Here is a 24,473-nt window from a genome sequence, read left to right as displayed (position 1 = left end):
CCGAGGTGCGGGTGCTGAGCCCGCACCGAGGTAAAACCCGAGCAAGGGCCCACAAAGCCCGCGCTCATTACCTATGAAGATATGAGACCAGCAGGGGCTTCCGGGCTGGTACCCGGAAAATCTGCAGGATCCTCGGTGGCGTGGTTCAGTCGCTGTACTCGGACTTTTCCAGGTTTGCTGTGGCTCTTGCCGATCAGTCCCCTAACCGAGGGTGACCAAGCATGCAAGAAAGCGTGATGCAGCGCATGTGGGAAAGCGCCCACCTTTCAGGTGGTAACGCTGCATATGTGGAAGAGCTTTATGAGCTCTACCTGCACGACCCTAACGCTGTGCCAGAAGAGTGGCGCACTTACTTCCAGAAGTTGCCCGCCGACGGCAGCACCGCTACCGATGTATCGCACTCTACAATCCGCGACCATTTCGTACTGCTGGCGAAGAACCAGCGCCGCGCCCAGCCGGTTTCCGCCGGGAGCGTGAGCAGCGAACACGAGAAGAAGCAGGTTGAAGTACTGCGACTGATCCAGGCCTATCGTATGCGCGGTCATCAGGCTGCCAAGCTCGACCCGCTGGGGTTGTGGCAGCGCCCTGCGCCCGTAGACCTGTCGATCAATCACTACGGCTTGACCAATGCCGACCTTGATACGACCTTCCGTGCCGGCGACCTGTACATCGGCAAGGAGGAGGCGAGCCTACGCGAAATCTTCGACGCGTTGCAGAAGACATATTGTCGCACCATCGGCGCCGAGTTCACCCACATCGTCGATTCCGAGCAGCGCAGCTGGTTCCAGCAGCGCCTGGAAAGCGTCCGTGGCCGTCCCGAGTTCTCCGTCGACGCGCAGACCCACCTGCTCGAGCGCGTCACCGCGGCCGAGGGCCTGGAGAAGTACCTGGGCACCAAGTACCCAGGCACCAAGCGCTTCGGCCTGGAAGGTGGCGAGAGCCTGATCCCGATGCTGGACGAAATGATCCAGCGCTCCGGCTCCTACGGCACCAAGGAAGTCGTGATCGGCATGGCCCACCGTGGCCGTCTCAACGTGCTGGTCAACACCTTCGGCAAGAACCCGCGCGAGCTGTTCGACGAGTTCGAAGGCAAGAAGATGAACGAGCTGGGCTCCGGTGACGTGAAGTATCACCAGGGCTTCTCCTCCAACGTGATGACCACCGGCGGCGAAGTCCACCTGGCCATGGCGTTCAACCCTTCCCACCTGGAAATCGTCTCGCCGGTGGTGGAGGGTTCGGTGCGTGCCCGCCAGGACCGTCGCAACGACCGTGTCGGTGACAAGGTCCTGCCGATCTCGATCCACGGCGACGCGGCGTTCGCCGGCCAGGGCGTGGTCATGGAAACCTTCCAGATGTCGCAGACCCGCGGTTTCAAGACCGGCGGTACCGTGCACATCGTGATCAACAACCAGGTCGGTTTCACCATCAGCAACCCGCTGGACTCGCGTTCCACCGAGTACTGCACCGACGTCGCCAAGATGATCCAGGCGCCGATCCTGCACGTGAACGGCGATGACCCGGAAGCGGTGCTGTTCGTCACCCAGCTGGCCATCGACTATCGCATGCAGTTCAAGCGTGACGTGGTCATCGACCTGGTCTGCTACCGCCGTCGCGGCCACAACGAGGCCGACGAGCCGAGCGGCACCCAGCCGCTGATGTACCAGCAGATCGCCAAGCAGCGCACCACCCGCGAGCTGTACGCCGAGTCCCTGATCCAGGCCGGACGTATCGACGCCGAGCGCGCCCAGGCCAAGATCGACGAGTACCGCAATGCGCTGGACAACGGCCTGCACGTGGTCAAGAGCCTGGTCAAGGAGCCGAACCGCGAGCTGTTCGTCGATTGGCGCCCATACCTGGGCCATGCCTGGACCGCCCGTCACGACACCCGCTTCGACCTCAAGACCCTGCAGGACCTGTCGGCCAAGCTGCTCGACCTGCCGGAAGGCTTCGTGGTCCAGCGCCAGGTCTCGAAAATCTACGAAGACCGCCAGAAGATGCAGGCCGGCGGCCTGCCGATCAACTGGGGCTACGCCGAGACCATGGCCTACGCGACCCTGCTGTTCGAAGGCCACCCGGTGCGCATCACCGGCCAGGACGTAGGCCGCGGCACCTTCTCGCACCGCCATGCGGCGTTGCACAACCAGAAGGACGCCAGCACCTACCTGCCGCTGCAGAACCTGTTCGCCGGCCAGCCGAGCTTCGAGCTGTACGACTCCTTCCTGTCGGAAGAAGCGGTACTGGCCTTCGAATACGGCTACTCGACCACCACGCCGAACGCGCTGGTGATCTGGGAAGCCCAGTTCGGTGACTTCGCCAACGGCGCCCAGGTGGTGATCGACCAGTTCATCACCAGCGGCGAGCACAAGTGGGGGCGCCTGTGCGGCCTGACCATGCTGCTGCCGCACGGCTACGAAGGCCAGGGCCCCGAGCACTCCTCGGCACGCCTGGAGCGCTACCTGCAGCTGTGCGCCGAGCACAACATCCAGGTTTGCGTACCGACCACGCCGGCACAGATCTACCACCTGCTGCGTCGCCAGGTCATCCGTCCGCTGCGCAAGCCGCTGATCGTCCTGACGCCGAAGTCGCTGCTGCGCCACAAGCTGGCCATCTCGACCCTGGAAGAACTGGCCGAAGGCTCGTTCCAGACCGTGATCCCGGAAGTCGATGCCCACGACCCGGCCAAGGTCGAGCGCATCGTGCTGTGCAGCGGCAAGGTCTACTACGACCTGCTGGAAAAACGCCGTGCCGAAGGCCGCGAAGACATCGCCATCGTGCGTATCGAGCAGCTGTATCCGTTCCCTGAGGACGACCTGGTCGAGATCCTTGCTCCGTACACCAACCTCAAGCATGCGGTGTGGTGCCAGGAAGAACCGATGAACCAGGGCGCCTGGTACAGCAGCCAGCACCACATGCGCCGTATCCTGACCCGCCACAACAAGGCGCTGGTCCTGGAGTACGCCGGTCGCGAAGCGTCCGCCGCGCCCGCTTGTGGTTACGCATCGATGCACGCCGAGCAGCAGGAAAAACTGCTGCAGGATGCCTTCACTGTCTAATGCCTTCGCGCACCTGAAACCGAATTTAAGGAATCACTGATAATGGCTATCGAGATCAAAGCCCCAACCTTCCCGGAATCGGTCGCCGACGGCACCGTTGCCACCTGGCACAAGAAGCCGGGCGAAGCCGTCAAGCGTGACGAGCTGATCGTCGACATCGAGACCGACAAGGTCGTCCTGGAAGTCCTGGCCACCGCCGACGGCGTGCTGGGTGACATCGTCAAGGGCGAGGGCGACACCGTCCTGTCCGACGAAGTCCTGGGCTCGATCGTTGAAGGCGCCGCCGCTGCCCCGGCTGCTGCACCTGCCGCTGCCGCCGCCGCTCCGGCTGCCGCCGACGCTGGCGAGGACGACCCGGTCGCTGCCCCGGCCGCACGCAAACTGGCTGAAGAAAACGGCATCGACCTGGCTGCCGTTGCCGGCACCGGCAAGGGTGGCCGCGTGACCAAGGAAGACGTGGTCGCCGCCATCGCCAACAAGAAGGCCGCGCCTGCCGCTGCCCCGGCTGCCAAGCCTGCCGCCGCCGCTGCAGTGGTCACCGCTGCTGGTGACCGCACCGAGAAGCGCGTGCCGATGACCCGCCTGCGCGCCAAGATCGCCGAGCGCCTGGTCGAAGCCCAGTCGAACATGGCCATGCTGACCACCTTCAACGAAGTGGACATGACCGAAGTCATGGCCCTGCGTTCGAAGTACAAGGATCTGTTCGAGAAGACCCACAACGGCGTGCGCCTGGGCTTCATGTCGTTCTTCGTCAAGGCTGCCACCGAAGCGCTGAAGCGCTTCCCGGCGGTCAACGCCTCGATCGACGGCAACGACATCGTCTACCATGGCTACGCCGACGTCGGTGTCGCGGTTTCCAGCGACCGTGGCCTGGTGGTGCCGGTCCTGCGCAACGCCGAGTCGATGAGCCTGGCCGAGATCGAGAACGGCATCGCCACCTTCGGCAAGAAGGCCCGTGAAGGCAAGCTGGCCATCGAAGAGATGACTGGCGGTACCTTCACCATCACCAACGGTGGTACCTTCGGTTCGATGATGTCGACCCCGATCGTCAACCCGCCGCAGGCAGCGATCCTGGGCATGCACAACATCATCCAGCGTCCGATGGCGATCAATGGCCAGGTGGTCATTCGCCCGATGATGTACCTGGCGCTGTCCTACGACCACCGCCTGATCGACGGTAAGGAAGCCGTGACCTTCCTGGTGACCATCAAGAACCTGCTGGAAGATCCAGCGCGTCTGCTGCTGGACATCTAATCACGCAGCTACGAGCTGCAAGCGACCCGCTTCCTGGGAAGCGGCTCGTCTTGCAGCTCGCGGCTTGTAGCTTGAAGCTGATAAGGAATCTTTTATGACCCAGAAATTCGACGTGGTGGTGATTGGTGCTGGTCCTGGCGGCTACGTTGCCGCGATCAAGGCTGCTCAGCTCGGCCTTTCGACCGCCTGCATCGAGAAATACACCGACGCCGAGGGCAAGCTGGCCCTGGGCGGTACCTGCCTGAACGTGGGTTGCATTCCTTCCAAGGCCCTGCTGGACAGCTCCTGGAAGTACAAGGAAGCCAAAGAGAGCTTCAACGTCCACGGTATCTCCACTGGCGAAGTGAAAATGGACGTCGCCGCGATGGTCGGTCGCAAGGCCGGCATCGTCAAGAACCTGACCGGTGGCGTCGCCACCCTGTTCAAGGCCAATGGCGTGACCTCGATCCAAGGGCACGGCAAGCTGCTGGCTGGCAAGAAGGTCGAAGTCACCAAGCCTGACGGTTCGGTCGAAGTCATCGAGGCCGAGAACGTGATCCTGGCCTCCGGTTCGCGTCCGATCGACATTCCGCCGGCTCCGGTCGACCAGAAAGTCATCGTCGACTCCACCGGCGCCCTGGAATTCCAGGCCGTGCCGAAGCGCCTGGGCGTGATCGGCGCTGGCGTCATCGGCCTGGAGCTGGGTTCGGTATGGGCCCGCTTGGGTGCCGAAGTCACCGTCCTGGAAGCCCTGGACACCTTCCTGATGGCCGCCGACACCGCGGTTTCCAAGGAAGCGCTGAAGACCCTGACCAAGCAGGGCCTGGACATCAAGCTGGGCGCCCGCGTGACCGGCTCGAAGGTCAACGGCGACGAAGTCGAAGTCACCTACACCGACGCCAACGGCGAACAGAAGATCGTCTTCGACAAGCTGATCGTCGCGGTCGGCCGCCGCCCGGTGACCACCGACCTGCTGGCCGCCGACAGCGGCGTGACCATCGACGAGCGTGGCTACATCTACGTCGATGACTACTGCGCCACCAGCGTGCCGGGCGTCTACGCCATCGGCGACGTGGTACGTGGCCTGATGCTGGCGCACAAGGCCTCGGAAGAGGGCATCATGGTGGTCGAGCGCATCAAGGGCCACAAGGCACAGATGAACTACGACCTGATCCCGTCGGTCATCTACACCCACCCGGAAATCGCTTGGGTCGGCAAGACCGAACAGGCCTTGAAGGCCGAGGGCGTTGAGGTTAACGTGGGCACCTTCCCGTTCGCGGCCAGCGGCCGTGCGATGGCGGCCAACGATACCGGTGGTTTCGTCAAGGTCATCGCCGATGCCAAGACCGACCGCGTCCTGGGCGTTCACGTGATCGGCCCATCCGCTGCCGAGCTGGTCCAGCAGGGTGCGATCGCGATGGAATTCGGCACCAGCGCCGAAGACCTGGGCATGATGGTCTTCAGCCATCCGACCCTGTCCGAAGCGCTGCACGAAGCCGCGCTGGCAGTGAATGGCGGTGCCATTCACGTGGCCAACCGTAAGAAGCGTTAATTATAAGAAACCACGGCGGGCTGCCCGTCGTGGGTCTTGCGTGCAAGACTCACCGCGGAACGTCCGCCGGACCGGGCCCTCGGGACAACCCGCGGGTCAACGGTCACAGGTGGCGCGGCACCGGTAACGGTGCAGCGCCGAAGCGCAGTACCTAACGAAGACGGTAAAAAGCATGAATCTTCACGAGTATCAGGGTAAGCAGCTGTTCGCTGAATACGGCCTGCCAGTTTCCAAGGGTTTCGCTGTCGATACCCCTGAAGCTGCCGCAGAAGCCTGCGAAAAGATCGGCGGTTCCGAGTGGGTCGTAAAGGCCCAGGTCCACGCCGGCGGTCGCGGCAAGGCGGGCGGCGTCAAGCTGGTCAAGAGCAAGGAGGACGCCAAGGCGTTCGCCGCGCAGTGGCTGGGCAAGCGCCTGGTGACCTACCAGACCGACGCCAACGGCCAGCCAGTCAGCAAGATCCTGGTCGAATCCTGCACTGACATCGCCAAGGAACTCTACCTGGGCGCGGTCGTCGATCGTTCCAGCCGCCGCATCGTGTTCATGGCCTCCACCGAAGGTGGCGTGGACATCGAGAAGGTCGCGCACGACACTCCCGAGAAGATTCTCAAGGCCACCATCGACCCGCTGGTCGGCGCCCAGCCGTTCCAGGGCCGTGAGCTGGCGTTCAAGCTGGGCCTGGAAGGCAAGCAAGTCGCCCAGTTCGTCAAGATCTTCACCGGCCTGGCCAAGCTGTTCCAGGACTACGACCTGGCCCTGCTGGAAGTCAACCCGCTGGTCATCAAGGCCGACGGCGACCTGCACTGCCTGGACGCCAAGATCAACATCGACGGCAACGCGATCTATCGCCAGCCGAAGCTCAAGGCCATGCACGACCCGTCCCAGGACGACCCGCGTGAAGCCCACGCCGCCAGCTTCGAGCTGAACTACGTGGCCCTGGAAGGCAACATCGGCTGCATGGTCAACGGCGCAGGCCTGGCCATGGGTACCATGGACATCGTCAACCTGCACGGCGGCAAGCCGGCCAACTTCCTCGACGTTGGCGGTGGCGCTACCAAGGAACGCGTGACCGAAGCGTTCAAGATCATCCTGTCCGACAGCAATGTCGCGGCCGTGCTGGTCAACATCTTCGGTGGCATCGTTCGCTGCGACATGATCGCCGAAGGCATCATCGGTGCAGTGAAGGAAGTCGGCGTCAAGGTGCCGGTCGTGGTTCGCCTCGAAGGCAACAACGCCGAACTGGGCGCTAAAGTTCTGGCAGAAAGCGGTTTGAACATCATTGCGGCTACCAGCCTGACCGACGCTGCTCAACAAGTTGTCAAAGCTGCGGAGGGCAAGTAATGAGCGTCCTGATCAATAAAGACACCAAAGTCATCTGCCAGGGCTTCACCGGCTCGCAGGGCACTTTCCACTCCGAACAGGCCATCGCCTACGGCACCAAGATGGTTGGCGGCGTCACCCCGGGCAAGGGTGGCACCACCCACCTGGGCCTGCCGGTGTTCAACACCGTCAAGGAAGCCGTTGAGACCACCGGCGCCGAAGCCTCGGTGATCTACGTTCCGGCTCCTTTCTGCAAGGACTCGATCCTGGAAGCGGCCAACGCCGGCATCAAGCTGATCGTCTGCATCACCGAGGGTATTCCTACCCTCGACATGCTGGACGCCAAGGTCAAGTGCGACGAGCTGGGCGTACGCCTGATCGGCCCGAACTGCCCAGGCGTCATCACGCCGGGCGAGTGCAAGATCGGCATCATGCCGGGCCACATCCACCAGCCAGGCAAGGTCGGTATCGTTTCCCGTTCCGGCACCCTGACCTATGAAGCGGTCAAGCAGACCACCGACGCCGGCTTCGGCCAGTCGACCTGCGTTGGTATCGGTGGCGACCCGATCCCGGGCTCCAACTTCATCGATATCCTCAAGCTGTTCCAGGAAGACCCGCAGACCGAAGCGATCGTCATGATCGGTGAGATCGGTGGTTCCGCCGAGGAAGAGGCCGCGGCCTACATCAAGGCCAACGTCACCAAGCCTGTCGTTTCCTACATCGCCGGTGTTACCGCGCCTGCAGGTAAGCGCATGGGCCACGCTGGCGCCATCATCTCCGGTGGCAAGGGCACCGCGGACGAGAAGTTCGCCGCCCTGCAGGACGCCGGTGTGAAGACCGTGCGTTCCCTGGCTGACATCGGCAAGGCCCTGGCCGAGCTGACCGGTTGGGAAATCAAGAAGTAATACGCTTTACCCCCCACGCAACACAAAGGCCACCTTCGGGTGGCCTTTGTGTTTCTTGCGAGCAGGGATTCAACGCCCCCTGCGTCATGCACGATGAATTCGATCGGTTTGATAGGAATTTTCAGACAGACATCTCATCAGGTGCCTGAGAGAATTCTCGCAGCTCAGAGTCACCCAGACGACAAGAACATACGCACATCGGACAAGCACGACTGTACCAGTGCGTTTGCTGGGTAAAACGGTTACCCTACGCGCTCACTCTGTGCCCGTACCCCAAAAGGGAACGACACGCTAAACGGGTCTGGCTCATCAAGCCGGGCAGCATTTCCCCCGACCCATGGGGAAATCCCCTCACGAATCCCGATTTCAGCAGTGTGGTACTTCCTTAAATGAAAGTGTTAAAAGGCCAGGACATCCTGGCGCTTGGCTTTATGACGTTCGCGCTGTTCGTCGGCGCTGGCAATATCATCTTCCCGCCCATCGTCGGTCTGCAAGCCGGTCCGCACGTGTGGATGGCGGCACTGGGCTTTTTGGTCACGGCCGTTGGCCTGCCGGTCATCACCGTGGTCGCCCTGGCCAAGGTCGGTGGCGGCATGGACGCCCTGAGCAGCCCGATCGGCAAGTTCTTCGGCGGCCTGCTGGCTGCCGTGTGCTACCTGTCGGTCGGCCCGCTGTTCGCCACCCCACGCACCGCCACCGTGTCCTTCGAGGTGGGCGTGGCGCCGCTGACCGGTGAAAGCCCGCTGGCGTTGTTCATCTACAGCCTGGTGTATTTCCTGGTGGTGCTGGCGGTGTCCATGTACCCGGGCAAGCTGCTCGACACCGTCGGCCGCTTCCTCGCGCCGCTGAAGATCATCGCCCTGGCCGTGCTGGGCATCGCTGCCTTCGCGTTGCCGGCCGGGACCATCGGCGAGGCGCAACCGGCCTACGTGGCCTCACCGTTCTCCCAGGGCTTCATCAACGGCTACCTGACCATGGACACCCTGGGTGCGCTGGTCTTCGGCATCGTCATCGTCAACGCCATCCGTTCCCGGGGCGTCGAGTCGCCGAAGCTGATCACCCGCTACGCCATCATCGCGGGCCTGATCGCCGGTGTGGGCCTGGCCCTGGTGTACATCAGCCTGTTCCGCCTGGGTGCCGGCAGCCATGACATCGCCATGGGCGCCACCAACGGCGCGGCGGTTCTGCATGCCTACGTGCAGCACACCTTCGGCTCGCTGGGCAGCGGCTTCCTGGCCGTGCTGATCGCCCTGGCCTGCCTGGTCACCGCGGTCGGCCTGACCTGCGCTTGCGCGGAGTACTTCAGCCAGATCCTGCCGCTGTCGTACCGTGCGCTGGTGGTGATTCTCGCTGGTTTCTCGCTGCTGATCTCCAACCTGGGCCTGACCAAGCTGATCCTGTTCTCGATCCCGGTGCTGACCGCCATCTACCCGCCCTGCATCGTGGTGGTGGGCCTGAGCTTCTGCAAGGAGCTGTGGAACTCGCCGGTGCGCATCCTGGCGCCGGTGATGCTGGTATCCCTGCTGTTCGGCATGGTCGATGCGATCAAGGGCAGCAGCCTGGCGCACCTCCTGCCGGATGCCATGGCGCACCTGCCGCTGAGCGAGCAGGGCCTGGCCTGGTTGGTGCCGTCGGTGATCACCCTGGCCGCTGCCGTGGCCTGCGACCGTATGCTCGGCAAGCCGCGCGAGGCGCTGGCGTGATGCGTTGACACCGTCAGGTGGGCGCCGGCCACAAGCCGAAGGGCGCCCGTCGATGGTCGAGACCGAAACCCCGTGTCCGCAAGGGCACGGGGTTTTTTCATCGCAGGTCCCAATACCGGTCGGTTAGCAACATTGGCGCGCGGAGCGGCCCCGGTAGGGTGCCTGACAGTCTTAACCCCATCTCCTCCTGGATTTTTTACGACCAAGGCGTGCCTTTTCCGTCGACCGAGCGTCGAAAGCCGGTCTATATCATTCTGTGCACCGGAACGATCAGGAGCCTGCATGAGCTTCATACAAAGCAATCTGAGCAACCTGCTGGCGGTTTGCTGGTTCGCCCTTTGCTGGGGCGGCTACACCCGCTATGCCATCTGGAAAGGCCGTGACACCGCCTGCCTGGCCAGTGTGCTGCACCTCTACCGGGAAGACTGGATGCGCCGCATGCTGCTGCGCGACAACCGCATCGCCGACGCCAGCGTGATCGGCAACCTGGAGCGCAATGCCTCGTTCTTCGCCTCCAGTACGCTGATCATCCTGGCCGGCATCCTCACCGTGCTGGGCGCCTCGGACCGGGCGTTGTCGCTGCTGGCGGACCTGCCGCTGGTACAGCAGGCCTCCCAGGGGATGTCGGAAATCAAGCTGCTGTGCCTGGCGATGGTGTTCGTCTATGCCTTCTTCACTTTCAGTTGGTGCATGCGCCAGTACAACTTCGCCGCCGTGCTGGTCGGCTCGGCGCCCATGGTCGGTGAGCGCCAGGTCAACGAACTGGAGCGCAAGGCATTCGCATCGCGGGCGGCCCGGGTATTGTCGCTGGCAGCCAACCAGTTCAACTTCGGCCTGCGTTCGTATTATTTCGGCATGGCCATGTTGAGCTGGTTCATCAGCCCATGGCTGTTCATGGCCATGAGCGTTGGTGTGGTATTTATCCTCTATCGCCGGGAATTCCACTCCGATGTACTGGACGTCATGGTCTTCACGCCGACGGAACATGTACCGCAGGACGCGGGCAAGGAAAGTACCGGTAGCATTAACTGAAGCGTTTCATCTAAAGCGCCAGGCACAAAAAAACCCGACAATGTCGGGTTTTTTTGTATGTGCCGCTTACTGCTTGGCTGGCTCGGTCGGCGCGGTGTCCGGAGCAGGGGTGGCAGGTGCGGTTTCCGGAGCCGGCGTAGCCGGGGCGGCTTCCTCGGCGGCCTTCTGCTGCGCTTCGGCCTGATCTTTGGCGGCTTCGGCGTTTTCCTTGGCGGCCTCGTTCATCTTATCCTGAGCTTCGCCCATCTTCTCCTGGGCTTGCTCGGCGTGTTGCTGTGCGTCCTGGGCTTTGTCCTCGCTCGCTTTGTCGCAAGCGGCCAGACCCATGGCAGCGGCCAGCATCAGAGCAAAAGCAAAAGGTTTACGCATGGGGGTGTCTCTCCTTGGTGGAATAACTGACTTGTTCCTTCGAGTTCAAGTAAGCGGAATAAGTTCCGCAAACATGTCAGATATATAACACGCGGATCTATATGGACTTTTCACCGTTTTCATGCCGCTGTGAAATCGATCACGGAAATAGCCGCAGATGACCGATACGACCTTGATGGCCATGGCCGAACGTTTCTTGTCGGCCTTGAAACATTGCCAGCTGTTGCAGATGCGTGTGCATCATGCCGATGCCGACGGCATGACCCTGGTTCTGCCCTGGTCGCCGGCGATCGTCGGCAACCCGCAGACTGGCGCCGTCCATGGCGGCGCCCTGACCACGCTGATGGACACCACCTGCGGCATGGCGACCTTGTGCGCGCTGCCGCGCTTCGAAGTCTGCCCGACCCTCGACCTGCGCATCGACTACATGCATCCGGCCCAGGCGGGCAAGGACATCTTCGGCCATGCCCAATGCTACCGGGTGACCCGCGACGTGATCTTCACCCGTGGCACGGCCTACCAGGACGACTCCGCGCAGCCGATCTGCCAGGTGGTCGGCACCTTCATGCGCTTGGGCTCGCAGGTCAAGGGCGGAATCCATTTCGGCAACAGCCTCAAGGAGAGCAGGGCATGATTCCACGGGATGTCCGCGAACGTCTCAACCAGGCCCATGCCGTCGGTGACTACCGGCCCTTGCTGGCGTTGATCCCCTATGCCGGGCTGATCGGCATCGAATGCGAGCGCCAGGGCGACGACCTGCTGTTCCGCCTGCCTGCCAGCCAGGACAACATCGGCAACCCATTGCTGCCAGCGATCCATGGCGGCGTGATCGCAGGCTTCATGGAGCTGTCGGCGGCGCTGTACCTGCTGATCTACAGCGAAAGCGCCAGTATCCCGAAGATCATAGACTTCTCCATCGATTACCTGCGGGCCGGGCACTACCGCGACACTTTCGCCCAGTGCCAGCTGTGGCGCCAGGGCCGCCGGGTGACCAACGTCGCCATCACCGCCTGGCAGGGCGATCGCGACTCGCCGATCGCCACTGCCCGGGCCCATTTCAAGATCGAACCGGAAAAGCCCTTGAAATAGCCAAGCGAGCCCCCATCTGCAGGACATCCGCCATTCAACGCAGGCCACCGCGGCCGCCAGGCGACAACTGCAATCAGATCGGAGTTTTGAAGACCATGAGTGTGGAGACTCAAAAAGAAACCCTGGGCTTCCAGACCGAGGTGAAGCAACTGCTGCACCTCATGATCCATTCGCTGTACTCGAACAAGGAGATCTTCCTGCGCGAACTGATCTCCAACGCCTCCGACGCCGCCGACAAGCTGCGTTTCGAGGCCCTGGCCAAGCCTGAACTGCTCGAGGGCGATGCCGATCTGAAGATCCGCGTGAGCTTCGACAAGGATGCCGGCACCGTGACCCTCGAGGACAACGGTATCGGCATGAGCCGCGAGGACGTCATCACCCACCTGGGCACCATCGCCAAGTCCGGCACCGCCGACTTCATGAAGAGCCTGACCGGTGACCAGAAGAAGGACTCGCACCTGATCGGCCAGTTCGGCGTCGGCTTCTATTCGGCGTTCATCGTCGCCGACAAGGTCGACGTCTTCAGCCGTCGCGCCGGCTTGCCAGCCGCCGAGGGTGTGCACTGGTCGTCCAAGGGCGAGGGCGAGTTCGAAGTCGCCACCGTCGACAAGCCCCAGCGCGGCACCCGTATCGTCCTGCACCTGAAGAAGGGCGAGGAAGAGTTCGCCGACGGCTGGCGCCTGCGCAACATCGTCAAGAAATACTCCGACCACATCGCCCTGCCGATCGAGCTGCCCAAGCAGCAGCCTGCGGCCGCCGAGGGCGAGGAGCAGCCGGCCCAGGAATGGGAAACCGTCAACCGCGCCAGCGCCCTGTGGACCCGTCCGCGCACCGAGGTCAAGGACGAGGAGTACCAGGAGTTCTACAAGCACATCGCCCACGACTTCGAGAACCCGCTGGCCTGGAGCCACAACAAGGTCGAAGGCAAGCTGGAATACAACTCGCTGCTGTACGTGCCGGCCCGTGCGCCGTTCGACCTGTACCAGCGCGAAGCGCCACGCGGCCTGAAACTGTACGTGCAGCGCGTGTTCATCATGGACCAGGCCGAGTCGTTCCTGCCGCTGTACCTGCGTTTCATCAAGGGTGTGGTCGACTCCAACGACCTGTCGCTGAACGTCTCCCGCGAGATCCTGCAGAAGGACCCGATCATCGATTCGATGAAGACGGCCCTGACCAAGCGCGTGCTGGACATGCTGGAGAAGCTGGCGAAGAACGAGCCCGAGCAGTACAAGGGCTTCTGGAAGAACTTCGGTCAGGTGATGAAAGAGGGCCCGGCCGAGGACTTCGCCAACAAGGAGAAGATCGCCGGCCTGCTGCGCTTTGCCTCCACTCATGACGACAGTGGCGAGCAGAGCGTCGCCCTGGCCGACTACCTGGCCCGCGCCAAGGAAGGCCAGGACAAGATCTACTACCTGACCGGCGAAACCTACGCGCAGGTCAAGAACAGCCCGCACCTGGAAGTCTTCCGCAAGAAGGGCATCGAGGTCCTGCTGCTGACCGACCGCATCGACGAGTGGCTGATGAGCTACCTCAACGAGTTCGACGGCAAGGGCTTCGTCGATGTCGCCCGCGGCGACCTGGACCTGGGCCAGTTGGATTCCGAAGAAGACAAGAAAGCCCAGGAAGAGATTGCCAAGGAGAAGGAAGGCCTGGTCGAGCGCCTGAAGACCGCGCTGGGCGACAGCGTCGCCGAGGTGCGGGTCTCTCACCGCCTGACCGACTCGCCGGCGATCCTGGCCATCGGCGAACAGGACCTGGGCCTGCAGATGCGCCAGATCCTCGAAGCCAGCGGGCAGAAGGTACCGGAAGCCAAGCCGATCTTCGAGTTCAACCCGGGCCACCCGCTGATCGAGAAGCTGGACAACGAGCAGAGCGAGGATCGCTTCGCCGAGCTGTCGCACATCCTGTTCGACCAGGCGGCCCTGGCGGCCGGTGACAGCCTGAAGGATCCGGCGGCCTACGTTCGTCGCCTGAACAAGCTGCTGGTCGAGCTGTCTGCTTGAGTTGATGCAAGGAAAGCCCGCTTCGGCGCAATGCCGGTCAGTTAAGACTTTCAGTTGCCATTTGGGGCCGCTTCGCGCCCCATCGCCGGCAAGCCGGCTCCCACATTGTCCGTGCAAACCGCATCATGTGTGGTCGCCGCGGTCCCTGTGGGAGCCGGCTTTGCCGGCGATGGGCTGCAAGGTAGCCCCAAAAATGACAAAGCGCCGCTTAACTGACTGACATTGCGCTTCGGCGGGCTTTTTTCATGGTGCAAGGAGGGTTTGATGAGCAAGGTAATCGTCGAGTCGCTGGTCTATCACCTGTCGGGCAAGGCTTATGAGAGCCGCCTGGTCTACACGCCGGGCGCGTTGCCTCAGCCGGGCTTGGTGATGGCGCCGAACTGGATGGGGATTGGCGAGGGTGCCGAGCGGATCGCCAAGGAAGTGGCCGAGAAAGGCTATGTGGTGCTGATCGCCGACCTGTATGGGCAATCGGTGCGGCCATCCAACGCCGATGAGGCGGGGGCGGCGATGATGCCGCTGAAGAACGATCGCGGCGAGCTGCGCAAGCGCATGGAAGAAGCCCTGGCGCAATTGCTGGGGCAATCGAAGGCGCTGCTGGAGCCGGGCAAGGTGGCGGCTTTCGGTTTCTGCTTCGGTGGCTGTTGCGCCCTGGAACTGGCCCGTGCCGGGGCCGATCTCAAGGCCACGGTCTCCTTCCACGGCACCCTGGACACGCCGAACCCGGCCGATGCCAAGCGTATCCAGGGTTCGGTGCTGGTGCTGCACGGGGCGTCCGACCCATTGGTGGCCAAGGAGCAGTTGCCGGCCTTCGAGGATGAGATGAACGCCGCCAAGGTCGACTGGCAACTGGTCAGCTATGGTGGGGCGGTGCATTCGTTCACCGATCCTGGGGCGAACGTGCCGGGCAAGATGCAGTATGACCGGCGTACCTCGGAGCGGGCCTTCCGTGCCATGCACAACCTGCTGGCGGAGGTCTTCCAGGGCTGAGGTGCCTGGGTGGGGCCGCGAAGCGGCCCCACGTCAGCGAGGCAGTTCGATCCGCGAAGTCTCCCCCGGCACCCTGGGCCAGTCACCCGCCGCCCAGCGCGCACGGGCCTGTTCGATCAGCTCCGGATCGCTGGCCACGAAGTTCCAGTTCATCCGCCGTGGCCCATCCAGTGGCGCGCCGCCGATAAGCACCAGCTGGCATTCGCTTTGCGCGTACAGCGTCACCTCTTCGCCCTCCGGCAGCACGACCAGGCTGCACGGGTCGACCTCGTCCTCTCCGAGCAACAGTTCACCATCGAGCAGGTACAGGGCACGCTGCGCATGCTCCGTCGGCACGTTCAGGGTCGTGGCCGGCTGCATCCGCACATGGGCGTAGAGGGTAGGGGAGAGCACCGGCACTGGGGATCGCAGGCAGAAACCTTCGCCGGCGATCATGCAGATGCGCACGCCGAGGCTGTCGCTGACCGGCAGGCTGTCCGCTGGGTGGTGGCTGTAGCTGGCCGGCCCCTGCTCGGCCTCGCGTGGCGATGCCAGCCAGACCTGCAGGCCATGCAGGCGCGACCCTGCGGCCACGCTGTCCACGGGAGTGCGTTCGACATGGGCGACGCCGCGGCCGGCGGTCATCCAGCTGACCTCGCCGGGCAGCACGCGCTGCTCGGAGCCCAGGCTGTCCTTGTGCAGGATCTCGCCCTCGAACAGGTAGGTCAGGGTCGACAGGCCGATGTGCGGGTGCTGGCGGATGTCCATGCCGCTGCCCGGTGCGTAGTCGGTCTCCAGCATGTGGTCGAAGAACACGAAGGGGCCGACGCTGCGGCATTGGGCCGAAGGCAGCGGACGCAGGATGGGCTGGCCCTCGACCGATTCGGCGCGTGGGTGGATGACCAGTGGGCTGCTCATGACAGGGCTCCAGGCAAGGCGGTGGATGCCCCAAGCATAGCGGGTTGGCGGCCGTCGCTGAACCGTCCGCTGCGCTTGCCGGTCTACTCTGTTCGTACTTGGAGAAGGAAGCTGCCCATGATCGCCAGAGCACTGGCCTGCTTGCTGTTGTCTGGAGGGCTGTGCCTGGCCGCGCAGGCACGTGACTACCGCTACAGTGACGCCCACTTGCATTACGTCGATTTCTTCCAGGAGAGCGAGGGCATGCCGGCCTTGCTCAAGGCCATGGACAGGGCGGGGATCGAGCAATCGATGATCTCGGGCATCCCGGTGGCCAAGAAATGGCACGAGGATGAGCCCAAGCGCCCACGCTATTACGCCGGGGATGATGCCGATGCCTACTGGTACAGCGCTACCGATGTTTATGTGGCGGCCGCCCTGGAGCGCCTGCCGCCGGAGCAACGGCGTCGCTTCCATCCGTTTCTCAGTGGCTTCAACCCGGTGGACAAGAATGCCGTCAGCCATATCGAGCGCATGCTCGACCTGTATCCCGGGCTCTGGCAGGGGATCGGCGAGGTCTTCACCCGCCACGACGACCTCACCGCCCTGACCACCGGCGACACCCCCAGGGCCAACAACGAGGCCATGACCCGGATCTACCACCTGGCGGCCGAGCGTGACCTGCCGGTATTGATCCACTCCAACGTCACTTCCAAGCGCGAGCGTAATCCGCTGTACCTGGCGGAAATCGAGGAGCCGCTGCGCAACCATCCGCATACCCGCTTCATCTGGGCCCATGCCGGGACCAGCATGGAGATCCACCGCCACCAGACGCGCATGAACTTCCTCCTGCCGCTGCTGGGCCGGCTGCTGGAGGACTATCCGAACCTGTATGTCGACCTGTCCTGGAGCGTGCTGGAGCCCTACCTGCTGGATGAGCAGGGCAAGCCCAGGCAGGCTTGGGTCGAGCTCGTGAAACGGTTTCCCGATCGTTTCATGCTAGGGTCCGATGTGGTCGGGCGGTTCTCCAGCCTGGGGGAGCAGATGCACGCCTTCGACCCGTTCCTGGATGCCTTGCCGCCAGAGGTGGCGGACAAGGTGGCGCGGGGCAATTTCCTGGCGGTACTGCCCAAAGGGCATTGAGCGGTCTGGATGGTATTGGGGCGCGAAGCGGCCCCGCACAGGCTGTGAGGGCGGCCTGGGAGGCGGTACAAAAGAAAACGCCCCGAACCGGTCGGGGCGTTTTCAACAGGCCTTCAAGGCATCACTTGCCCTGCCAGCGCTTGAGCACCAGGGTGGCGTTGGTGCCACCGAAGCCGAAGCTGTTGCTCATGACGGTGTCGACCTTGGCGTTTTCCTCGGTCTTGCACAGGATCGGCATGTCGGCGACTTCCGGGTCCAGCTCGTCGATGTTGGCGGAGCCGGCGATGAAGTTGTTTTCCATCATCAGCAGGCAGTAGATCGCCTCGTGGACACCGGCGGCGCCCAGGGAGTGGCCGGACAGGCTCTTGGTCGAGCTGATCTTCGGTGCCTTGTCGCCGAACACTTCGCGAACGCCCTTGATCTCGGCGACATCGCCGACCGGGGTCGAGGTGCCGTGGGTGTTCAGGTAGTCGATCGGGGCGTCGACGGTGGACAGCGCCTGCTGCATGCAGCGGATCGCGCCTTCGCCGCTCGGGGCGACCATGTCGTAGCCGTCGGAGGTGGCGCCGTAGCCGACGATCTCGGCATAGATCTTGGCGCCACGGGCCAGGGCGTGTTCCAGCTCCTCGACCACCACCATGCCACCACCGCCCGCGATGACGAAGCCATCACGGTCGGCGTCGTAGGCGCGCGAGGCCAGCTCCGGCGTCTCGTTGCGCTTGGTGGACAGGGCGCCCATGGCGTCGAACAGGAACGACTGGCTCCAGTGCTCTTCTTCACCGCCGCCGGCGAAGACGATGTCCTGCTTGCCCATCTGGATCTGCTCCATGGCGGTGCCGATGCAGTGTGCGCTGGTGGCGCAGGCCGAGGCGATGGAGTAGTTCAGGCCCTTGATCTTGAACGGCGTGGCCAGGCACGCCGAGACGGTGCTGCTCATGGTACGGGTGACGCGGTACGGGCCGACACGCTTGACGCCCTTCTCGCGCAGGATGTCCAGCGCTTCCATCTGGTTCAGGGTCGAGGCGCCGCCGCTGCCGGCGATCAGGCCGGTGCGCGGGTTGGACACCTGTTCTTCGGTCAGGCCCGAGTCCTTGATCGCCTGTTCCATGGCCAGGTAGGCATAGGCGGCGGCGTGGCCGACGAAGCGGAAGACCTTGCGGTCGATCAGTTCTTCGAGGTTGAGGTCGATGGAACCGGAAACCTGGCTACGCAGCCCCATTTCCTTGTATTCCGGGTTGAAACGAATGCCCGGACGGCTCTTGCGCAGGTTTTCGGTGACGGTAGCTTTGTCATTGCCCAGGCACGATACGATGCCCAGACCAGTGATAACGACGCGGCGCATGCGAATAACCCTTAGAAATTGTCAGTGGAGGTGAACACGCCGACCCGCAGGCCTTCGGCGGTGTAGATCTCGCGGCCATCGACGCTGACCGAGCCATCGGCGATGGCCATGTTCAGCTTGCCCTTCAGGACGCGCTTGATGTGAATGTTGTAGGTGACCTTCTTCGCTTCCGGCAGGACCTGGCCGAAGAACTTCACTTCACCTGAGCCCAGCGCACGGCCACGGCCCGGCAGGCCCTGCCAGCCGAGGAAGAAACCGACCAGCTGCCACATGGCGTCCAGGCCCAGGCAGCCCGGCATGACCGGATCGCCTTCGAAGTGGCAGGCGAAGAACCACAGGTCCGGATTGATATCCAGCTCGGCGACCAATTCACCTTTGCCGAACTTGCCGCCTTCCTCGCTGATATGGGTAATGCGATCGACCATCAGCATGTTCGGGGCGGGCAGTTGCGCATTACCGGGGCCGAACAGCTCACCGCGACTGCAGCGCAGCAGGTCTTCCCGAGTAAAGGCGTGTTGTTTGGTCATGCGAGCTCCTCAATAACCCCCTGCGGCAGGGGATGAATCTTCCCGGCCGGCCCGGAACCCTCTGAGTCCGGGGCGGCAGCCTACAGGTAGACTATTGCGTTGTGGTGAAAGTCACAGCGCACCTGGCAAAAGAAGTACAGGTGTGCACTGAAACCGGTATTTTCAGGCCCAGTGATGGGTTCTGTCCAGCCTCTAGACTGCCGCAATTTAGCTTTTATCGCCAGTCGCAGCTGTCTGCCCGGGCAGCCAACGTTGCAGGACCTGCTGCAGGTCGGTGCGCTTGAAGGGTTTGCTCAGGTAATCGTTCATCCCGATGGCCAGGCAGCGCTCGCGGTCGCCCTGCAGGGCATTGGCGGTCAGGGCGATGATCGGTACTTGGGCGCCGCGGGGTAGCAGGCGGATGCGCCGGGTGGCTTCGTAGCCGTCCATCCGGGGCAGGCGGCAGTCCATCAGCACGGCCGCGAACGACTGCTGCTGCACCTGCTCGATGGCCTGCAGGCCATCGAGCGCCACGCTGACATCGAAGCCCAGGCTACGCAGCATGGCCTCGATGACGCTCTGGTTGACCGGATTGTCCTCCACCAACAGGATCCGGCCGCCCAAGGCGGCAGGCCGGCCCTGCTCTACGTTGCCTGGGAGCAGGGCCGCAGGGGCGCTGGCCAAGGTCAGGGGGATCTCCAGGGTAAAGGTCGAGCCCAGGCCTTCACGGCTCTCGCCCCGCAAGCGGCCCCCCATGCGCTCGGCCAGGGTGCGGGCGATCGCCAGGCCCAGGCCGGTGCCGCCGTAGCGCCGGGAAATCGAGCTGTCGGCCTGCTGGAAGGCGACGAACATCATCTCCAGCCGTTCGTTGTCGATGCCGATACCGGTGTCGCGCACTGCACAGGTGAACCAGACCTGTTGCTGATCGAGCACCTGCCAGTGGGTCTGCACGTGCACTTCGCCTTGTTCGGTGAACTTCAGGGCGTTGCCGATCAGGTTCAGCAGGATCTGGCGGATCCGCGTCGGGTCGCCCGTCACCCCTAGCCGTTCGATCCCCGTCTGCTGTTGCAGGCGCAGGTCCAGGCCGCGCTGCTGGGCGCTGTGCTGGAACGACTGGACGCTGCTGGCGATCAGTTCGCCCAGGTTGAAGCCGATGTGTTCCAGCTCCAGGGCGGTGCGCTCGATCCGCGAGAAATCGAGGATGTCGTTGATCACCTTGAGCAGGTGGCCGGTGGATTCGCTGGCCACCGCGGTGTATTCGGCCTGTTCGCTGGTCAGCTGGGTGGTTTCCAGCAACTGCAGCATGCCGAGCACGCCATTCATGGGGGTGCGCAGCTCATGGCTCATCATCGCCAGGAAGTCCGACTTGGCCCGGTTGGCCTGCTCGGCCTCCTCGCGGGCCTGGATCAATTGCGCGATGGCCTGTTTCTGCTCGTGGCTGGCCTGCTCCAGGGCGCTGGCCAGGTTGTTGATGTGACGGGCCAGGTGGCCCAGTTCGCTGTCGTCGACCACCGGGACCGGCGCATTGAACTCGCCCTGCTGGATCGCCTTGACCGCGTGGCCCATGTCGCTGATCGGCTTGGCCAGGCTCCTGGCCAGGCGTCGCGCCAGCAGGAAGGTGAACAGCAGGGCGAACAGGGCGAGGATGCCGGCCTTGATGACGATTTCCTGCTGGCGCTGGCTGAAGGCATCGTCGGACATGCCGACGATCACCCGCCCGAGGTAATCGTCGCCGACGCTCGGGGTGGGCATGTCGCCCTGTTGCAGGAAGTCGTCGTCCAGGCGGATCTGCTGCAGGCGGATGGGGGCCTGGAACACTTCCACGCGCTGGGAGCGGCTGCTGTTCTCGCTGCCCTGTTCCACGTACACCAGGATGTGGTTGCGGCTGTCCTGCACCTCCAGGAAGCGCACGTGGGGAATGCTCAAGGTGGCCCGCATCAGGCTCTCCAGCACCTCGTTGTTGCCCGAGATCACCCCGTATTCGGAGGCCGGGGCCAGTTGGTTGGCGATCAGTTGGCCGGTGTGGTTGAGCTCCTGGCGCAGGTCCTGGATACGCACGAAGGTGAAGAAACTGATCAGCAGCAGGGTCAACAGGAGCGCTGGGCCCAGGCTGATGATCTGGGTACGGGTGTGGATGTCCCAGCTCAGGCGTCTGCTCATGGGGTGGGTTCTCCTTCGGCCAGGGCCAGGGCGGCGGCCTTCGGATCGATCGGCTCCAGGCCCAGGGCCCGTGCCACCTGCTGGTTGCCACTGACTCCGAAGTGCTCGGGGTAGAGGCTGCGCGGCCAGCGGGCCGGCGCCTGGTCGAGCAGCCGGTCGAGCACCGCCAGCCAGTCGTCCTGGTCGCTGTAGGTGCTCGCCAGGGCGCCGGCGCGGACGAAGCCGGCGCTTGGCCCGATCAAGGCCATTTGCCGGCCATAGCTGCTGAGCAGCACGTTCTTGGCGGTCGTGGAGTTGTACAGGTGGGGGTCGTCGATGCCCAGCAGCACGTCGCTGCTACCCAGCAGGTGCTGCAACGGACGACTGTCGCGCGGGTCGGGCCAGTCCTGGGCGACGATCTCCAGGCCCAGCGGGCTGGCGGCCAGGCGCAGTTCGTCGAGCAGGAAGCGGCTGTGCTCGCCGTACAGCACCCCGACCCGTCGTGCCTGGGGCAGCAGGTAGCGGGTCAGGCGTAGTTGCCGGGCCGGGGGCGGGTCGCTCCACAGCAGGCTGAGGAAGGCCGGACGGGCCTTGCCCAGGCGCTGTTCGGCCTGCACCCGGCTGACCCGCAAGGCCAGGGCGGGTGGCCCGGCTGCCTCGGTCATGCGCCAGTCGAGGGCGACGCCGTCGAGCAGCACCAGGCGGATGTCGGCTTTCAACTGGCCCGGGCGTGGCAGCTCGGTCACTGTCTGGAAACGTACCTGGTCGTGGCTGCGACGTGCGTCCAGGGCCGCGACGAAGCTGCGGATACCGGGCTGGTCTTCGGCGCCGACCAGCAGGACTTCGCCGGCCGACAGCGACCCCAGCGGCCACAGGCATAACAGCAGCAGGCCCAGCAGGCGGCGCATCAGAACTCAAGCTCCGCGCTGACGCTCAGGCGGTGGCGGCTGTCATAGCGGTTCTGCGGGGCGGTGATCGGCTCGTCGTCCAGGCGCTGCTGCCAGAGCGCGGCCAGTTCCAGGCTGGTGCCCTGCAGGCGAATGCGCTTGGCCAGGCGCAGGTCGAGGCGCTCGTAGCGGTATTGGTTGAGGGCGTCGTCGCCATAGTAGAACAGCGCGCTGGACCAGCCGTCGCCCCAGTCGCGCATCCACCCGGCCGAGCCACTGTTGCGGGCACTGAGACGGCGGTCGGCGGGGTTGCTGGCCCAGGCGTCGACATAGGCATAGGTCAGGCGCAAGCGGTCGTGCTGGGTGGGGCGCCAGTCCAGTTGCGCCTCGCTGCCGCTGAAGCGGGCCTTGTTGGCATTGCTGGCGATGTATTGGTTGTTGCGCAGCGGCTCGCTGATCATGCCGGTGATCTCGTCATAGAACAGCTTCACGTCCATGCTCAGGTCGATGTCGCTGAAGTGGCCGTTGTAGCCCAGCTCCCGCGAGCGCATGCGCTCCTGGTCGAGGTTGCCCGGGCCACGGGTCTTGACGAAATACTCGGCGTGCTGCTGGCCGAACGCGGTGGGGCTGAGGTTGTTGACCCGGTAGCTCCAGTTGACGTTGTTCTCGAACATGTCGGGCGAGCGCACCGCTTCGGAGTACACCGCGCGCAGGCCGTGGCGCGGGGTGATCAGGTAGTTGACCGCCAGGCGCGGGGTCAGTGAGCTGCCAGAGAGGCGGGTGTCCTCGAACATCGCCCCACCCTGGAGGATCCAGTGCTCATCGGCGCGCCATTCCAACTGGCCGAACAGGCGCCAGGTCTGGTCGTCCAGGGCGCCGTTGAAATAGGTCTGCGAATCGGCCCGGTCGTAGCGGTAGTTCATGCCGCTGAGCAGGCGCAGGTTGTCGGTCAGGCTGAGGGTGTCCTGGATCTCCAGGTCGTAGCGGGTCTCGCGGGTGCTCTGGTCGACGTCGCCGCACACCACCTGCTTGCCGCCGAGGTTGTCCCACTGGTTCTTGATCTGGTCGCGCAGGGCCTGCTGCACCGGGTCGCTGCTGTTGGGCGGGTCGAAAGCCCGGCGGGCCACCTGCTCGGCGTAGTCGGGGTTCAGTTGCCACAGCCGGGTCAGTTCGGGGCTGAACGCCAGGGCCGCGTCACAGGCACGCCACACCTGCTGGCGGTCGAAGTGCTGGGCCGAACCCTGGACGTACAGGCTGTGCTCGGGGTTGAAATCGATGTTCCAGCGCACCGAGCCTGCGTAGTCCTTGGCGTTGACGTCGGCGTTGTCGCCACGGGCGGTGACGAAGGGAAACACCGGCTCGTAGGTGTAGGGCCGCTGGTTGCTGCCTTCCTTGGCCGCCAGTTGCCATTCCAGGGTCTGGTTGGGCGCCAGGTTGTGGCTGACGCTGAGGTTGAAGCGGTTCAGGCGTCGGCTGTCGCGGTAGTCCTGGCCGAACTGGTCGCTGTCGAAGCCGTCGTCCTGCATGCCGGACAGTGACAGGCGCAGGTCGCCACCGTCCCAGCCGAAACCATGGCTGACGTAGTAGTCGTTGATGCCGTCCTGGCCGCGGGTGACCTTCAGCCGCGTGCCATGGCTGTCGGCGGGGTTGCGGGTGAGGATGTTGACCACCGCCATCAGGGCGTTGGCGCCATAGCTGACGGTATTGGGGCCACGGAACACTTCGATCCGCTCGATGTCTTCCATTGCCAGCGGGATGTCGCTCCAGTCCACCGTGGCCAAGCCAGCGCGGTACACCGAGCGGCCATCGATCAGTACCTGCATGCGCCGGGCGTCGTTGACGTTGCTGCCGTGGTAATTGACCGTCGGCTGGTTGCCGGCGCCATAGCCGATCATCATCCCCGGCACCAGGCGCATGAGCTCGGGAATGTCTCGGGCGCCGCTGGCACGGATCAGCTCGCGGTCGAGCACGGTCATGCTGCCGGGCACCGCCGCGGGGGACTGTTTCAGGCGGGTGGCGGTCAGAATCTGTGGCAGGTCCTGGTTGTCGAGGAACAGGTCGTCGGCCACGGCCGGCCCGCCCACCAGGGCAGTCAGCAATAGCAGGCGAGGGAAGGGTGGCGTGCCAGGGAACACGGTACGGCCTTGTTTCAGGGATGAGTCAGGCATGTTAACCGACCGTGGGGGTTTTTCCAGTCGGGCGGTGAGACACAAGCCACAAGCTGCAAGCTGCAAGGAAAAGCGGGGGTGGCTTCGGGTTGGGAGAGCGAGACGCTGGTTCTGGCGTAAGCGCGCCGTATAATGCTCCGGTCGCCACTTACATTTATATATTGG

The 24,473-nt window shown here is 63.9% G+C and carries 19 protein-coding genes; 12 read left to right on the top strand and 7 right to left on the bottom strand.

Annotated elements, in window-relative coordinates:
- Positions 1-221: 221 nt before the first annotated feature.
- The 7 genes from NJF35_RS10455 (at position 222) to NJF35_RS10425 (ending at position 10,796) form a co-directional block, all read left to right on the top strand.
- Complete coding sequence (locus NJF35_RS10455) at positions 222-3,053, top strand: 2-oxoglutarate dehydrogenase E1 component (protein WP_225790383.1); 2,832 nt, start codon at positions 222-224, stop codon at positions 3,051-3,053.
- 42 nt (positions 3,054-3,095) lie between these two features.
- Positions 3,096-4,307 (top strand): 2-oxoglutarate dehydrogenase complex dihydrolipoyllysine-residue succinyltransferase, encoded by a 1,212-nt coding sequence (gene odhB, locus NJF35_RS10450; protein ID WP_253091004.1) that lies wholly within the window; start codon positions 3,096-3,098, stop codon positions 4,305-4,307.
- Between the two features lie 94 nt (positions 4,308-4,401).
- On the top strand, positions 4,402-5,838 hold the full coding sequence (lpdA, locus tag NJF35_RS10445) for a dihydrolipoyl dehydrogenase (protein WP_225790385.1): 1,437 nt from the start codon (positions 4,402-4,404) through the stop codon (positions 5,836-5,838).
- 172 nt (positions 5,839-6,010) lie between these two features.
- Complete coding sequence (gene sucC, locus NJF35_RS10440; RefSeq protein ID WP_225790386.1) at positions 6,011-7,177, top strand: ADP-forming succinate--CoA ligase subunit beta; 1,167 nt, start codon at positions 6,011-6,013, stop codon at positions 7,175-7,177.
- A complete protein-coding gene (sucD, locus tag NJF35_RS10435; RefSeq protein WP_225790387.1) occupies positions 7,177-8,061 on the top strand; it encodes a succinate--CoA ligase subunit alpha in 885 nt (294 codons plus the stop codon). Before sucC ends, sucD begins: the two co-directional genes overlap by 1 nt.
- 389 nt (positions 8,062-8,450) lie before the next feature.
- Positions 8,451-9,764: a branched-chain amino acid transport system II carrier protein gene (gene brnQ / locus NJF35_RS10430; RefSeq protein WP_225790388.1), complete on the top strand. Its 1,314-nt coding sequence runs from the start codon at positions 8,451-8,453 to the stop codon at positions 9,762-9,764.
- A 282-nt stretch (positions 9,765-10,046) separates the two neighbouring features.
- Positions 10,047-10,796, top strand: a complete 750-nt coding sequence (locus NJF35_RS10425) for a DUF599 domain-containing protein (RefSeq protein ID WP_253091003.1) — start codon at positions 10,047-10,049, stop codon at positions 10,794-10,796.
- Positions 10,797-10,862: 66 nt separating this feature from the next.
- On the opposite strand, the gene NJF35_RS10420 is transcribed toward NJF35_RS10425, so the two are convergent.
- A complete protein-coding gene (locus tag NJF35_RS10420; RefSeq protein ID WP_225790390.1) occupies positions 10,863-11,165 on the bottom strand; it encodes a hypothetical protein in 303 nt (100 codons plus the stop codon).
- Positions 11,166-11,322: 157 nt separating this feature from the next.
- Here NJF35_RS10420 and NJF35_RS10415 point away from each other — a divergent pair, with 157 nt between their 5' ends.
- The 4 genes from NJF35_RS10415 (at position 11,323) to NJF35_RS10400 (ending at position 15,247) form a co-directional block, all read left to right on the top strand.
- Positions 11,323-11,799: a PaaI family thioesterase gene (locus NJF35_RS10415; RefSeq protein ID WP_225790391.1), complete on the top strand. Its 477-nt coding sequence runs from the start codon at positions 11,323-11,325 to the stop codon at positions 11,797-11,799.
- Positions 11,796-12,254, top strand: coding sequence for a PaaI family thioesterase (locus tag NJF35_RS10410; protein ID WP_225790392.1), 459 nt, complete (start codon positions 11,796-11,798; stop codon positions 12,252-12,254). Before NJF35_RS10415 ends, NJF35_RS10410 begins: the two co-directional genes overlap by 4 nt.
- A 95-nt stretch (positions 12,255-12,349) precedes the next feature.
- Complete coding sequence (gene htpG, locus NJF35_RS10405; protein WP_225790393.1) at positions 12,350-14,257, top strand: molecular chaperone HtpG; 1,908 nt, start codon at positions 12,350-12,352, stop codon at positions 14,255-14,257.
- A 264-nt stretch (positions 14,258-14,521) separates the two neighbouring features.
- The gene (locus tag NJF35_RS10400; RefSeq protein WP_225790394.1) at positions 14,522-15,247 is read left to right on the top strand and encodes a dienelactone hydrolase family protein; all 726 of its coding nucleotides are present in this window, start codon (positions 14,522-14,524) and stop codon (positions 15,245-15,247) included.
- A 33-nt stretch (positions 15,248-15,280) separates the two neighbouring features.
- On the opposite strand, the gene NJF35_RS10395 is transcribed toward NJF35_RS10400, so the two are convergent.
- Positions 15,281-16,144 carry a pirin family protein gene (locus NJF35_RS10395; protein ID WP_253081564.1) on the bottom strand — a complete coding sequence of 288 codons (864 nt, stop codon included), beginning with the start codon at positions 16,142-16,144 and terminating at the stop codon, positions 15,281-15,283.
- A gap of 117 nt (positions 16,145-16,261) precedes the next feature.
- Here NJF35_RS10395 and NJF35_RS10390 point away from each other — a divergent pair, with 117 nt between their 5' ends.
- Positions 16,262-17,266 (top strand): amidohydrolase family protein, encoded by a 1,005-nt coding sequence (locus NJF35_RS10390; RefSeq protein ID WP_253091002.1) that lies wholly within the window; start codon positions 16,262-16,264, stop codon positions 17,264-17,266.
- Positions 17,267-17,387: 121 nt separating this feature from the next.
- Here NJF35_RS10390 and fabB read toward each other — a convergent pair whose 3' ends face one another.
- The 5 genes from fabB to NJF35_RS10365 all read right to left on the bottom strand — a co-directional run bounded on the left by fabB (position 17,388) and on the right by NJF35_RS10365 (position 24,308).
- Positions 17,388-18,608 carry a beta-ketoacyl-ACP synthase I gene (gene fabB, locus NJF35_RS10385; RefSeq protein ID WP_225790397.1) on the bottom strand — a complete coding sequence of 407 codons (1,221 nt, stop codon included), beginning with the start codon at positions 18,606-18,608 and terminating at the stop codon, positions 17,388-17,390.
- An 11-nt stretch (positions 18,609-18,619) separates the two neighbouring features.
- Positions 18,620-19,135, bottom strand: a complete 516-nt coding sequence (fabA, locus tag NJF35_RS10380; protein WP_028690473.1) for a 3-hydroxyacyl-[acyl-carrier-protein] dehydratase FabA — start codon at positions 19,133-19,135, stop codon at positions 18,620-18,622.
- Positions 19,136-19,342: 207 nt separating this feature from the next.
- Positions 19,343-21,274: a response regulator gene (locus NJF35_RS10375; RefSeq protein ID WP_253081566.1), complete on the bottom strand. Its 1,932-nt coding sequence runs from the start codon at positions 21,272-21,274 to the stop codon at positions 19,343-19,345.
- On the bottom strand, positions 21,271-22,161 hold the full coding sequence (locus tag NJF35_RS10370; protein ID WP_253091001.1) for an ABC transporter substrate-binding protein: 891 nt from the start codon (positions 22,159-22,161) through the stop codon (positions 21,271-21,273). The genes NJF35_RS10375 and NJF35_RS10370 overlap by 4 nt, the downstream gene beginning before the upstream one ends.
- Entirely contained in the window at positions 22,161-24,308 is a 2,148-nt protein-coding gene (locus NJF35_RS10365) for a TonB-dependent receptor plug domain-containing protein (protein ID WP_253091000.1), read from the bottom strand. Before NJF35_RS10365 ends, NJF35_RS10370 begins: the two co-directional genes overlap by 1 nt.
- Between the last annotated feature and the right edge of the window lie 165 nt (positions 24,309-24,473).

Origin of the sequence: Pseudomonas guariconensis (assembly GCF_024127895.1) — a bacterium.
In the GTDB taxonomy this organism is placed as follows: domain Bacteria; phylum Pseudomonadota; class Gammaproteobacteria; order Pseudomonadales; family Pseudomonadaceae; genus Aquipseudomonas; species Aquipseudomonas guariconensis_B.
The sequence above is the reverse complement of the archived record's forward strand: the minus strand, read 5'-3'. Positions and strand labels throughout refer to the sequence as shown.